The sequence below is a fragment of the Bradyrhizobium sp. HKCCYLRH3061 genome, from assembly GCF_051168015.1.
Classification (GTDB): Bacteria; Pseudomonadota; Alphaproteobacteria; order Rhizobiales; family Xanthobacteraceae; genus Bradyrhizobium.
Window position 1 is genome coordinate 1 of the sequence record NZ_JBNPUE010000003.1, and the last position, 12,930, is coordinate 12,930.

Genomic DNA, 12,930 nt, shown 5'->3' on the forward strand with positions numbered 1-12,930 from the left:
ACGCTGCACAGCCTCGCGAACCTGCTTGGGCGGCAGGATAGATTCGATGAGGCCGAGGAGGCTTACCGGCGGAGCATAGAGGTCGGCGAAAAGATCGGCAACCAGTTCCATGTCGCGCAGACGCTGCACAGCCTCGCGGCCCTGCTTGGGCGGCAGGACAAATTCGATGAAGCAGAGCGAGCATACCAGCGGAGCATCGAGATAGGCCGAAGGTTAGGCAATGATAATCATTTGGCGCAGGTGCTAAGGAGCTATGCTCTGGCAGTTGAAACGCGTTCTCCCGAACGGGCGATCGAGCTTCTCGAAGAAAGTCTCGAACTGAATCGACGTCGAGGCAATACTCGCTTCATCAGGCTCGTAGAGCGTACGATTGAGGAAGTACGGAAGCGAACCAACAGACCGCAATTGGGAAGGTGATTTGACGAGGAAGCAAGCGTAGCCTGAGTTACGCGTGTTCGATGAAACATGACCTGCTTCCTCCGTTTGTCGCTTTGGGGCAGGCCCCTCGTCTGCCCTACGGGCAATCCCCGCATACCCGGCATGCGTCCACTGCCCGTCGTGCCAGTTTGTCGCGCACTCATCCCTTGCCTCGTCGGGCAAATCACCTCCACATTTCCGCGCATCCCGGCTTCGTTGAAGAGGGACGTTTCGCGATCGTCACGAGCGTCGAGCCGGAGATGCGATGGGCGCGTTGCTCTGCAGCCTGGTGTCGCAGCCGGGCCGACGAACGGAGCGATGCGACGGCGAAGTGGTGTGGTCCTGGTCTCCCGACGCTGAGACCAAGCCGGCGGGGATGATGATCCGCTGGTGACGGGGGCAAGACAGCCGGTCCCCGGGGAGAGCGCCTATAAGCCGCAAAACCGTCGCGCAGGGAAGGCCGGATATTGGGCTGAACCTGTGGTTCTGCCGCGTGCTTGTTTGCTGCACGCGGACCGCGGGTATCAGCCGATACCCGGTCTTCCCTGCGCCTCTTCTTCGAAGAAGAGGTTCATGCGAGGCGCACGACTCGGGCGGAAACCGCCGCGAGATCGCCCACCCATATCAGCTGTTTGACACGTGCAGAGACGAGCCACCTGATCGCCGCGGCAGGGCATGGACGACGACCTGATCGCCGATCTTGTCCTTGAGGATCGCGTTGCCGCCGGTGACGAGCGACGTCCTCGCGGCCCTCGTCGTCGTAGACGGCGGCATGGGTGACTGCGGCTGACGCGATCGCATGGCGGTGGTCGTTCGTTTGATCGCGCGGCCTCGACGCGGGGAGCGGCGTCGCTGATCCCTCGGTCCAATCGGCGGAGGACTGCATGTGCGTCTGCGCGCAACGATCAGACGCGGAAGCGTCCCAGCGGACCATTCTCCAGGATCGCAGTGAAGACGCGGTGATGACTGCGGATCGCGTCCAGGTCGCTCGGCGTGCGGATGCTTCGCTCGGCGTCCTCCAGCACGAGGTCGGCCTGTTTGCGGATACAGTCGCTCCGATCCGGGTCGCGCTCGCGGCTCACCACCTGCGTCAGCACCTCGATCATGCGGATCAGCACTGGCGGCGCATTGCTCGCGTTCTGCCGGATCATGTCGAACATGGCGCCGACCAGCTCGCCGTAACGAAGATGTGGAACGACCAGCGACGGCTTGCCATCCTTGATCCAGACGCCGGTCTGCAGCTTCACCGGCTGTATCTCGCACAGCGCTGCGCCGAGGCGGTCGAGGACGGTGATCGCGGTATGGGGATCGTTGATCCCCGGCGAGAGCGCGCGGACCGCAACTTCGACGAGCTGCCGGATCGCGAACCGGAGATCCGCCGATGTCACCTGCTGCGGGCTGAGCGCGGTCGCATTGCGGATTGCCTCTTCAATGCCATCACAGGGGTGCGTCGCGATCGCGATCGGTGCTCCGGGAAAGACGTAGTCGCCCGGCCGGACCAGGAGATGGACGGAGGTGCCGTGCTCGCAGGCCCAGGTCGCAAGTCCGTTCTCGTCGAGCTGGACCAGATAGCCTTGCCGCGGATCTGTGATCGGAACGGCATGTCGCCAAAAGCTCTGGGGTGGCGGTGCAGGTTGACTGCCTTCGCGCGTCAGCGATCCTATCATCGCCTGCACATCCTCGCTGACGAGGCTGATGACGGTGTCGACGTTGATCCGTCCGGACATGTGACCGACGAAGTAGACCAGATTGGCGACCGAGAGAAACGCGAGCACGATGCCGAGCGTCGTCGCAAGATGCGGCACGAATTCCCCTTCCGCGGGGGTGCGCACGCTGCGCAGCACGATGAGCGCGTAGCAGAAGGTCGCGAGGAAGACGCCGAGCGTGACCTGGTTGCCGCGGTCACGGGTGAAATTGCGCAGCAGCCTCGGCCCCATCTGGCCGGCCGCGAGCGACAGCGCCGCGATCATGATCGAGAACACCGTGCCGGCGACGCCGATCGTCGAGGACGCGATGGCGCCCAGGAGGGTGCGGGCCCCGGTGGCGCCGCCAGTGTAGAGCCATTCGTCGCGCAGCCAGCCGGGCACGATCGTGCCGCGATCGATCGCGATCGCCTGAAACGCGATGCCGATACCGAGCAGGATCAGCAAGGCCGGCACCAGCCAGAACGTCTCTGCGAGATCGTCGAGCAGCTTGCGGAATCGCGCGGTCATTGCTCCTCATTGGCGGGGCGGTCGGACCAGCCTGCGCTGGGCGATGACACGCGGCGGCCGGCTGGACGGACGGCAATGGTCCGTCGCCTGTCAATGGTTCCATTCCGCGAAGGTTCCGCTCAACCTCCAACGGATCCTCCTCATCGCGCACTGCCGGCCAGGGCGCCTTCCACAAAGCTTGCGAACGCCCGCGCCTTGGCGCTAGCCAGACGGCCTGGAAAGACGGCCCAGAGATCGAGCGGCGGCAGCATCCAGTCAGCCAAAATGCGGCGCACGGCGCCGCTGGCCAACTCCGGGCTGAACATCCAGTCGGACGCGATGGTCAGGCCCATGTCGGCGAGCACGGCCGCCCGCAGACCTTCGGCCGCACTGACCCTGATGCGCCCATGAACCGCAACGGACGCTTCGGCACCGTCACGGGCGAAGGACCAGACGTTGGGGAGTTGGCTGTAGATCACCGCCTCATGCTCTGTGAGATCCGCGGGACTGTGCGGCTCGCCAGCACGCGCGAGGTAGGCCGGCGTGGCCAGCACTGAACGCCCGCCGGTCGCCAGCTTGCGTGCGATGGCCGAGGAGTCGGCGAGCGCGCCCATTCGCAGCGAGACGTCGATTCCTTCGGATACCAAGTCGATGACGCGATCGTCGAGGATCACGTCGATCTCGAGGTCCGGTTGCTCGTCAAGAAAGCGTGGCAGTAGCGGCACGATATGCAGGCGGGCGAATGTCGTCGCCGCGGACACGCGCAGGCAGCCGGATAGTCCCGCGCCGGCCCCGCGCGCGGCAAGCTCGGCCTCGTCGGCTTCCTGGATGGCTGCCTTGGCCCGCTCATAGAAGCGCTGCCCGGCCTCGGTCGGGCTTAGTCCGTGCGTCGAGCGGATCAGCAGGCTCACCTGGAGCCGGTCCTCGAGCTGCGCAATCGTTTTCGACACGGCGGGCTGGCCGACATTGAGTTGCCGCGCGGCAGCCGAGAAGGAGCCGGTTTCGACAACGCGCACGAATGTCGACATGGCTTGATATCTGTCCACCGTCATTCCTCCTGGGAATAACCGTTATCGCCCACGGCCTGCTGCCCTGTCGAGCGGAACAGGGGCATCAGTTCTCCACGCTTTCGGGCCGACCGAAGGCAATCTGGTCGAGACCGGAGCGGATTGGCTGACGCCGACCGCGACTGGGCTCCTCGGTCTTGGGCATCGGCCCCAGCTGCACTTGAGGTGACGAGATCATGCTTGACGTCTATGCCTTCGCCACGCCGAACAGCATCAAGGTGCCGGTCGCGCTGGAAGAGTTGGGGCTCGATTACGCGCTGCACGGCGTGAACATCCGCAAAGGCGAACAGAAGGCGCCGAATTTCACTGCACTGAACGCCAATGCCAAGGTGCCGGTGCTGGTCGACGGGGATATCGTCCTGACCGAGTCCGCCGCCATATTGGTGTATCTCGCCGAGAAGACGGGTCGTCTGTTGCCGGCCTCGGGTGAGGGTAGGGCGCGCGTTTTCGAGCAATTGTTCTTCCACGCGTCGGGCTTGAGCCCGGCGTTCGGCCAATCGGGCTTCTTTCAGCGTCTGGCGAGCGAGCCGCAGCCGATCGCGATCGAGCGCTTCTCCAACGAAGCGAAGCGCACAGTTTCGATCCTCGACGGCGTTCTTGCCAAGCAGCCCTTCACCGCCGGCCACGAGTTCACGATTGCCGATATCGCTCATTTTGGCTGGCTGTGGCGGCGCGAGTTCGCCGGCGTTGATCTTGGGCAGGCGCCCAATGTCGCGCGCTGGTACGGCGAAGTCGAAAGCCGGCCAGCTGTGCAGCGCGCGGTCACGCGCGTGAACGCGCTCATTCCTGCCGCCTGACGCTTCCTTTCACCCTGATCCACGGAGATAGATCATGACGCTTCAGTCCAAGCTCGATGCCTTCAAGGCCGATTTCGAAGCGGGCAAACCACCCTATCAAGTGCCACGATCGGTGATCGAGACGATGCACCGGGCCACGGCCGAACTGATCGCGAGCGGTGCCGCGACGCGCGCGCTGAAGGCGGGCGACAGGGCGCCGGTCTTCTCATTGAAAGATCCAGATGGCCAGCTCGTATCGTCCTCGGACCTGCTCGCCAAGGGCCCGCTGGTCGTGAGCTTCTATCGTGGCGTCTGGTGCCCCTATTGCAACATGGAGCTGCAGGCGCTCCAGGCAGCGCTGCCGGAGTTCGAGAAGCTCGGCGCCAGTCTGGTCGCGATCTCGCCGCAGACGGCGGCGAACAGCCGAAAGTCAGTGCGTCAGAACGAGCTCGGCTTTCCGATCCTGTCGGACACGCACAACGATGTGGCCGCCGCTTTCGGGCTTCGCTTCGCGCTGCCCGATTATCTCGTCGACCTCTACAAGAGCCTCAAGAATGATCTGCCGGCCTTCAACGGCGACCCGAGCTGGACGCTGCCGACGCCGGCTCGTTACGTCATCGCACCTGACGGCCTGATCCTCTACGCCGAGGTGAACCCGGACTACACCCGTCGTCCCGAGCCTGAGGACATGCTGCCCGCGCTTCGGCGCGCAGCCGCGGTCGCCGTTTGACCTGCGTCTCCGCCGCTCTGCGGACGAAGCCAATTTGCGAGGATATCAATGTCTCGTACATTCCTCATCACCGGTGCCAGCAAGGGCATCGGCCGTGCGCTCGCGGATTGTCTGGCACGGGACGGGCATCGCGTCGTGGGTCTTGCGCGCGGAGCGGCAGAAGACTTTCCAGGCACGCTCGTGTCGGTCGATCTCGCTGACAAGAGCGCGACCGACGAAGCGCTCCGTGAGCTCGTGGTCCGCTTCCGTTTCGACGGCGTCGTCAACAATGTCGGCCTGGTTCGGCCGCAGCGGCTCGGTGCGATTGAGTTGCCCGTGTTGGACGAGGTGATGCAGGTCAACCTGCATCCAGCATTGCAGACGGTGCAGGCTCTCCTACCGGGCATGATAGAGCGTGGCTGGGGGAGGGTGGTCAACGTCTCCAGTCTCACCGTGCTCGGCTCGGTCGAACGCACTTCCTACGCTGCGGCAAAGGCCGCTCTGGTCAGCTTTAGCCGCAGCTGGGCGCTCGAGCTGGCGACCACGGGCATCACGGTCAACGCGGTCTCCCCCGGACCGACCGAGACGGAGCTGTTCCGCGCCACCAACCCGCCGGGCAGCGAAGGCGAGCGCCGCTATCTCTCGGGCGTTCCGATGCGTCGCTTCGGGCAGCCCGGCGAGATTGCCGCGGCGATCGCGTTCCTGTTGTCGGACGGAGCCGCCTTCATCACCGGCCAGACGATCCAAGTTGACGGGGGCGCTTCGATCGGCAAGGCTGCGTTCTAGCGCCTGGACAGAGATCGGTACGGCGCCGAAAGGGTCCAATCTGGTCCTGCGAGGCGCTGGGGGCGGGGAGTGAGCAGGGCAGGGTCGAACCTCAGCGCCCGGCCTTGGCCGGCAGAGACAGGGTCCGCCTGGCGACGAGACCGAGTGTCGATCCCTGCACGATCACGCTGAAGACGACGACCGCATAGGTCGCGGCGAGGATCGGCGCCTTGGCCGGGTCTTCCGGAAGCGACAGCGCCAGGGCCACCGAGATGCCGCCGCGCACGCCGGCCCAGGTCAGGAACGGGATGTTGTGGGCTGAGACGAGCTTGGTCCGGGCAAGGAAAAGCAGTGGAAGGCTGACTGCGGTCAGGCGGCCCACCAGCACGAGCGGAATGGCCGTCGCGGCGCCCAGCAACGCCAGTGCGCCGAAGCGGAGCAGGAGGACCTCGAGACCGATCAACAGGAAGAGCACGGAGTTCAGGATCTCGTCGATCAGCGTCCAAAGTCCGAACAAATAGCGCTGGGTCTGCTCGCTCATGGCATATCGCGGGCCACGATCCCCGATCAGCAATCCGGCTGCGACGACGGCAAGCGGCGCGCTGCAATGAAGCCGCAGGGCAGCCGCATACACCGAGGTGACGAGCGCCAGAGACACCAGCACCTCGATGGCGTAATCGTCGATCGCATGCATGGCCCGGTAGGCGATGTAGCCGCCCGCGAGCCCCAGGAGAATGCCGCCACCCGCCTCCAGCAGCAGCATCTCGCCGATATCGACGGCACCGACATCTCCGCTCCCCGTGGCGTAACGGAGCAGGATGGTGAACAGAACGATGCCGACGCCGTCGTTGAACAGCGCTTCTCCCTGCATCTCGATCTCGAGGTCTGGCGGGACGTTGATGTTCTTGAGCGTGCTCATGACAGCCACCGGATCGGTGGGACTGATCAGGGCGCCGAACACCAGGCACCAGGCGAGCGACATCGGCAGGCCGATGGCCGTGCATGCCGCGTAGAAGCCGAAACCAACCACCAAGGTCGATATGCCCGTGCCAAACAGCGCCAGCGTGAGAACCGGAATTGCACGGCGCTTGAGCCTTTGCAGATCGACGTGCAGTGAGCCGGCGAACAGGAGAAAGCCGAGCATCCCGTTCATCACGACCGAGGTGAAGTCGATCTGCAACAGCGCGTTCGTCAGCGGCGCGAACAGATGATGGGACGGTGCGGCCACATCGATCGCAACCAGAATGCCGGAGACCACGACGCTCATCAGAAGCAGGCCGATCGAATGCGGCAAGGGGCTGTATTTCTGATTCAGCCAGCCGAACAGTGCCGAGAGCGCCAGCAGAATTGCGCTCAGGTCCAGAAGGGAAAATACCAAATTATTCTCGCTCCTCTGGGGTGGCGCCGTGATGCGCGCGGCTGCTCTGACGATCGGCGGCAGACCGTGTCCTGGCCCGGACAGCCGCCCGCCGGCGAACAGGCCGGTGGTTCTCACGGAAAGCCTTCGCGAGAGGGTTGGTTCCACTCAGGGGATCAGACGTCACGCCGTCGGAGGACGCTCGTTCATCATGGCGCGCCGTGCAGACTGGGACTTCCGAACAGGGAATTTTCGTGGGCAGCTTGTATGACGCGGTGACAGTTGCAGCTCAGCTCGGCCATGCAGACTTCGTCGCTGATCGCAATATATTTCCGGCTCCGGCGGATCAGGCCTGCCGCCTCCATCTCCGCAAACGTGTCCGTGATGCTGGCGCGCCGCACGCCAAGGGCCTGGGCGATGCTGCGATGGGTGATGCCGATCTCCGGGCTGTCGGTTCGGTCTCTGGCGACCAGCAGCCAGCGCGCGACCCGCTGGTTCAAGCTGTGCCGTGAGTTGCACGCCACGAGCTGGGAACTCTGGATGAGCGTCGCCTGGACATAGCGCAGCAACATCTTCTCGATGTCGCGATCCGTGGTGATTAAATGGATGAGCGCTTCGGCGGGAATGCGTAGCGCGGTTCCCGGCATCTGGACCGTGCAGATATGCGGTGAAATCCGCATCCCGAGCACCAGGGGAATGCCGACAAAATCCTTCTTGCCGAGCGTCTGGATTTCGACCTGGAGGCAGTCGCCGGCCCGCGTGCTCACGGACGCAGCGCCAGATTCGATGAAGTAGGCGTACTGGATGGGAACCCCGCGATCCTGGAGACGCATTTTCGGTGTGAGGTCGACCGTCTCGCAACGTTCCAGCAGAAGCTGACGGGACCGTTGCGGGAGCCTGCTCAACAGGGCATTGCATGTCTCATGCACATTGTGGCAGGGCGCTCCGTCGGCCCACACGGTCCGCGGTGGTCCCACGTTCCACGTGCGCTCCTGCATCGTCTCGGGTTTCAGCATGTCGACCGTCCTAACCATCACCATTTGACTATTGATGGTGAGTGCACGACGCTGATCCCAGTCGGGCTGACGGTCAGACGCCGTCAGGAAAAACCTGACCCTTCGGACAACCCGGTTCTAGAGGATGTTGTGACCAGCACGAAAGCGAGTGCCACTCGGCGGTCCCTGGTGCTCCTGGTCATGGCCGCTGCCATTCCACTGATCCTGTTCGCGGGTTGGGTCGTCTTCCTCAATGCCCGGCAGGCGCGAACCGATTCGCGTGTGGCTGCGCTCGAAACGCTCAACCGTGTCGTCAGCCGCCTGTCCTCTGAGCTCGGCCTTCAGGTCGAAATCGCGGAGACACTCGCCACCTCTGCGAGCCTGGACGCTCCCGATCTCGACTCGTTCTACATCGAGGCGTTGCGGATCAAACAGGCAAGGCCGCTCTGGGAGACGATCGAGCTCGTCGATCCCAAGGGCAACCAGGTGCTCAATCTGCTTCGGCCCATCGGGGCAGATCTGGGGGCAACGGCGGATCGTGAAAACTTCGAACGCATCTTGACGACCCGCAAAGCCGCGATCGGCGGCATCGGGCCGATCGGACCCATCTCGGGAAAACGGTTGGTCGCGCTGCGGGCGCCGGTCGAACGGCATGGTGAACTGAAATTCGTCCTGACGGTCGCCCTCGTGCCGGACGCGGTGAGTCAGATCCTTAAAGGCGCCGGCGCCCCGCCGGGATGGGTGGGTGTCGTCGTCGACGCGAAAGGCAACATCGTCGCGCGGACGATTGGCGACCAATTTGAGCTCGGCCGTCCCGCGGCCGCCGCCGTTCGGCAGGCGATTTCGGAGGGCTCGGAGGGAAACTACACGGGAACGACGGTCGAAGGCACTCCCGTCGATTCGATCTTCAAGGAATTGCCGGGCACCAGCGGCTGGTCAGTTCATCTCGGAATTCCGACAGACCAGCTTGATGCTCCCGTGCGTCGTTCGGCGATCGTGCTCGCCAGCGGAGGTGCGGTCAGCTTCGCGCTGGGCATGGCGCTCGTCTGGTTCACGGCGCGCGACATTTCGCAGCGGCGTCTGGAGCAGGAAGCCCAGGCCGCGCTGGCTTTGAAGGCCAGTGAAGAGCGCCGACGCATCATGGTCGATGCTGCGGATCTCGGTGTCTTCAGCCTGAACGTGTCGACTGGCGAGGTGATCGCATCCGGGCGAGCGCTCCAGATGCTGCAGCTGCGTGACATGGCTGGCCCTGACGACCTCACCCTCGCATTGGATCAACTCGTCGATGCCATCGAGCCGGCTGACCGCAACGTGGTCAAGACTGCCCTGCTGCACTGTCAAGGCGATCAGGCGGTGACGGTGGATTTCAGGACCGCAACCCCTCAGGGGCGCTGGTTGCGCGTCAACGGCCGCAGCTCGCATCGGTCGGATACAGGCGCCGAGGTCGTCGTCGCTGTCCTGATCGACATCGACGACAGCAAGCGTGCGGAGCTCGACCGCCAGCGCCTGTTGCGGCGTCTTGGCAAGGCGGAAGAGGACGAGCGCAAGCGTCTATCGCGGGAATTGCATGATCAGATCGGCCAGACCGTGACCGGCCTGCTGCTCGGTCTCAAGAATGTCGAGCAGGCGCTTGCGCAAATGCCGGGACAGGCGGCGCAGCTCGATCGCCTGCATTCCTTGCAGTCGCTCGCAAGTGACATCGGGCGTGATATTCATCAGATTGCGGCAGACCTTCGTCCCACCGCCCTGGACGATCTCGGATTGTACAAGGCCGTGGAGGCGTTCTGTTCCGAATGGAGCCGACGATTCGGACTGAGCACTGACGTTCAGACGTTGGGGCGCACGGGCCGGCTTCCACCGGAAGTCGAGAGCGCCGTCTATCGTGCGATCCAGGAAGCGTTGACCAATGTGGCAAAGCATGCGCGCGCGCGGCGGGTCAGCGTCGTGCTCGACCGCCGGGGCGAAGAGCTGCGCGTCATCGTCGAAGACGATGGTGAGGGATTTGATCCCGACCGGCGCGAGGGCGAGGAGGTTGCGAGCCAGAGGTTGGGTCTTTCCTTCATCGAAGAGAGAATGTCTCTGCTTGGCGGGACGCTCGCGATTGAAACCGAGCCGAAGCACGGAACGACGCTCTTCATGACCGTTCCCGTGACCAACGTGAGTGTGAGCTCTTGACCACGATCCGGATTACGCTTGCGGATGATCACCCTCTGGTGCTGGCCGGGATGAAGGCGCTCCTCGCGCACGTCGCGGACATGGAGGTCGTCGGCGAGGCGACCGATGCTGAGACCGCGCTCGAAGTCATTGCACGCGAGACGCCGGATATTGCGGTTCTGGACATATCGCTGCCTGTGATCGGCGGCATCGAGCTGGCCCACAGGATTGCCGATCGGGCGCCCTCGGTACGGATGCTGGCGCTCACGGTCCACGAAGATCGCGCCTATATCGAACCGATGATGCAGGCTGGCGCGCGTGGATATCTGCTCAAGCGCTCTGCTGCCGAAGATCTCGTGCGTGCGATCAGGGCCATTGCCGAGGGCGGCGTCTATCTCGATCCCGCCATCGCGGAGAAGGTGCTGCCGACGGCGCGCCTCGACGAGTCGCATCCCGACAAGGCGTCCCAACACGAGCTGACGCCGCGCGAAGCCGAAGTGCTGCGCTTCATCGCGCAGGGCTTCAGCAACAAGGAGATTGCCGGGCGCCTCGACGTGAGCGTGAAGACGATCGAAACGCACAAGGCGCGGGCGATCGAGAAGCTTGGCCTCTCCACCAGGGCCGACATCGTCCGATACGGCGTTTCGCAAGGGTGGCTCGGGGATCTCGCCAGATAGGCGTGGGGTCGCGACAGATTGCCGCTGACGCTGAGAACGCGTTCTTTCGCTGGGCCGACGCTGTCGTCACCAGCGCGCATGACTCTCCTCACTCCATCACTGGTACGCAGCGGTACACTCCGCGAGAACCCGAACGGATGGACGGGATTGGTCCTTCGCAAGTCGAAACGAAGGAGAACTACATGCGGACCCAAAACGCAGTTCCGATCGCGACCGTCGCGCTCGTCGCCATCCTCTCGAGCGGCGAGATGGCAAGTGCCGCCACCGTCATCTCACCAAAGGCCCCGGTCGCAACCGCAAGCATCGACAACCGGTCCAATGTCATTGAAGCGCGTTGGCGCGGCGGCGGCTGGCATCACGGGTATCGGGGATATGGCTATCGGGGATACGGCTGGCATCACCGCGGTTACGGCTGGGGCCCTGCGATCGGCGGTCTCGCCGCAGGTGCGGTCATCGGCGGAGCAATCGCCAACAGCCGCGCACAGGCGGCCGAGACGGACGCCTACTGCTCGCAGCGCTTCAAATCCTACGACCCGGGCTCCGGCACCTATCTCGGCTACGACGGACAGCGCCATCCGTGTCCATGAGCGGCGGCTCGTCCATGAGGAGAAGTGGCTCCTCATGGACGCACCCAAGGTCCCGAAAGAAAGCACAGACCTAAAAGGATCGATCGAATGCGAAACATAACGGCAGCACTGGCGCTGACAGCTCTCGCGTCGACCGCGGCGTTCGGCGAGACCGCATCGCAGTCACCGGCGGCAAATCAGAGCAGTCGGCAGGACATCGTCGCCAACCTCCAGCAGTCCGGCTTCACGAATGTGAAGGTGATGCCCGCCTCAACCGTCATCCAGGCGAACGACAGGTCAGGCAACCCGATCACGGTGCTCGTGGGAGCGAACGCCACTGCTGAAGTGGCGACGGTCGGCGCGAATACAGCTTCCGCGGCTGGATCGGCCTCCGACACAGCTCCCGGCGGCGCCTTCACATCCGTTCCGGCCAAGGACGGCCTCGGATCGCGTGTGATCGGGCTGGACGTCTTCAACATGGCCAAGCAGAACATCGGCACCATCAAGGATATCGCTTTCAACGAGAACGGTGTCGACGGCTACATTCTCTCGGTCGGCGGCTTCCTCGGGATCGGCGACCAGTACGTGGCGGTGCGTCCATCGGCGATCAAGATCAAATATGATCAGAACGACAAGCGTTGGCATGCATCGATGGATACGACCGCGGAGCAGTTGAAGGCGGCTCCATCGTTCAAATATCCGAGCAGCATGTAGGCAAGGACGAACCGGAGCGGCGCGCGCGCCGCTCCGGTCGTGCTGCAGCTCTCAAGGATCTGTGGCTCCGCTCCGGAGGAAAGCTCAATGACGATCGAAGGCAATGCGTGGTCCCACCGGGCAGGCGCTCACGCGCCTGGTCTGAAGCGTATCGAAAGAGTCCCGGTCAAGCATACGGTGAGGAGAGCGTTCCTGGCCGGGATCTGGTGCGACCTCGCGAGCCTTGTCGTCGGGGCATTCCTGTTCTCGTCACCCTGGATTCTCGGCTTCGGCGGCCCGGCACCGAACACCGCGACGCAGACGGCCGGCGTGCTCGGGGCTGTCATCGGCGTCACCAGCTTCGCTGCGCTGGCGGCGTTCGAAGTCTGGGAAGAATACATTCTCCTCCTCGCGTCGGCAGCAGCCATTCTGTCCCCGCTCGTGATCGGTCTGGCCGGCCTGCCAGCCGTCACCGTCGGGCTGAGCGGCGTCATGGCATTCGCCCTTGCGACCTCGCGGCTCCTGCTGCTTCGCCGCGCTGCAGCGGCCCCGCGCTGAAGTC

Annotated in this window: 13 protein-coding genes; 9 read left to right on the forward strand and 4 right to left on the reverse strand. The window is 64.1% G+C overall.

The genetic code is table 11. From position 1 onward, the window contains the following. Window positions 1-417: tetratricopeptide repeat protein (locus ACQR2C_RS06805; RefSeq protein ID WP_434880774.1), on the forward strand; the 417-nt coding region annotated here is incomplete at its 5' end. 905 nt (window positions 418-1,322) lie between these two features. On the opposite strand, the gene ACQR2C_RS06810 is transcribed toward ACQR2C_RS06805, so the two are convergent. Then, a complete protein-coding gene (locus ACQR2C_RS06810; RefSeq protein WP_434880775.1) occupies window positions 1,323-2,630 on the reverse strand; it encodes a DUF2254 domain-containing protein in 1,308 nt (435 codons plus the stop codon). 140 nt (window positions 2,631-2,770) lie between these two features. Then, entirely contained in the window at window positions 2,771-3,655 is an 885-nt protein-coding gene (locus ACQR2C_RS06815) for a LysR family transcriptional regulator (protein WP_316239120.1), read from the reverse strand. A 197-nt stretch (window positions 3,656-3,852) separates the two neighbouring features. Here ACQR2C_RS06815 and ACQR2C_RS06820 point away from each other — a divergent pair, with 197 nt between their 5' ends. From ACQR2C_RS06820 to ACQR2C_RS06830, 3 genes are read left to right on the forward strand one after another with little or no spacing between them, the layout of a single operon-like run. Then, window positions 3,853-4,473: a glutathione S-transferase family protein gene (locus ACQR2C_RS06820; RefSeq protein ID WP_316239119.1), complete on the forward strand. Its 621-nt coding sequence runs from the start codon at window positions 3,853-3,855 to the stop codon at window positions 4,471-4,473. A 34-nt stretch (window positions 4,474-4,507) separates the two neighbouring features. Continuing rightward, window positions 4,508-5,182, forward strand: a complete 675-nt coding sequence (locus ACQR2C_RS06825) for a peroxiredoxin-like family protein (protein WP_434880776.1) — start codon at window positions 4,508-4,510, stop codon at window positions 5,180-5,182. 48 nt (window positions 5,183-5,230) lie between these two features. Next, window positions 5,231-5,947, forward strand: a complete 717-nt coding sequence (locus tag ACQR2C_RS06830; protein WP_434880777.1) for an SDR family oxidoreductase — start codon at window positions 5,231-5,233, stop codon at window positions 5,945-5,947. Window positions 5,948-6,038: 91 nt separating this feature from the next. Here ACQR2C_RS06830 and ACQR2C_RS06835 read toward each other — a convergent pair whose 3' ends face one another. Both ACQR2C_RS06835 and ACQR2C_RS06840 read right to left on the reverse strand, forming a co-directional pair. Continuing rightward, complete coding sequence (locus ACQR2C_RS06835) at window positions 6,039-7,304, reverse strand: cation:proton antiporter (protein ID WP_434880778.1); 1,266 nt, start codon at window positions 7,302-7,304, stop codon at window positions 6,039-6,041. Window positions 7,305-7,492: 188 nt separating this feature from the next. After that, entirely contained in the window at window positions 7,493-8,299 is an 807-nt protein-coding gene (locus ACQR2C_RS06840) for a Crp/Fnr family transcriptional regulator (protein ID WP_434880779.1), read from the reverse strand. Window positions 8,300-8,479: 180 nt separating this feature from the next. On the opposite strand from ACQR2C_RS06840, the gene ACQR2C_RS06845 reads away from it, so the two are divergent. The 5 genes from ACQR2C_RS06845 (at window position 8,480) to ACQR2C_RS06865 (ending at window position 12,926) form a co-directional block, all read left to right on the forward strand. Further along, the gene (locus ACQR2C_RS06845) at window positions 8,480-10,453 is read left to right on the forward strand and encodes an ATP-binding protein (RefSeq protein ID WP_434848053.1); all 1,974 of its coding nucleotides are present in this window, start codon (window positions 8,480-8,482) and stop codon (window positions 10,451-10,453) included. Further along, window positions 10,450-11,109, forward strand: a complete 660-nt coding sequence (locus ACQR2C_RS06850; RefSeq protein WP_316239114.1) for a response regulator transcription factor — start codon at window positions 10,450-10,452, stop codon at window positions 11,107-11,109. The genes ACQR2C_RS06845 and ACQR2C_RS06850 overlap by 4 nt, the downstream gene beginning before the upstream one ends. A gap of 182 nt (window positions 11,110-11,291) precedes the next feature. After that, on the forward strand, window positions 11,292-11,696 hold the full coding sequence (locus tag ACQR2C_RS06855; protein ID WP_434848054.1) for a BA14K family protein: 405 nt from the start codon (window positions 11,292-11,294) through the stop codon (window positions 11,694-11,696). 87 nt (window positions 11,697-11,783) lie between these two features. Next, window positions 11,784-12,389 (forward strand): PRC-barrel domain-containing protein, encoded by a 606-nt coding sequence (locus ACQR2C_RS06860; protein WP_434880780.1) that lies wholly within the window; start codon window positions 11,784-11,786, stop codon window positions 12,387-12,389. 87 nt (window positions 12,390-12,476) lie between these two features. Beyond that, window positions 12,477-12,926 (forward strand): SPW repeat domain-containing protein, encoded by a 450-nt coding sequence (locus ACQR2C_RS06865; RefSeq protein WP_434880781.1) that lies wholly within the window; start codon window positions 12,477-12,479, stop codon window positions 12,924-12,926. Window positions 12,927-12,930: the final 4 nt, after the last annotated feature.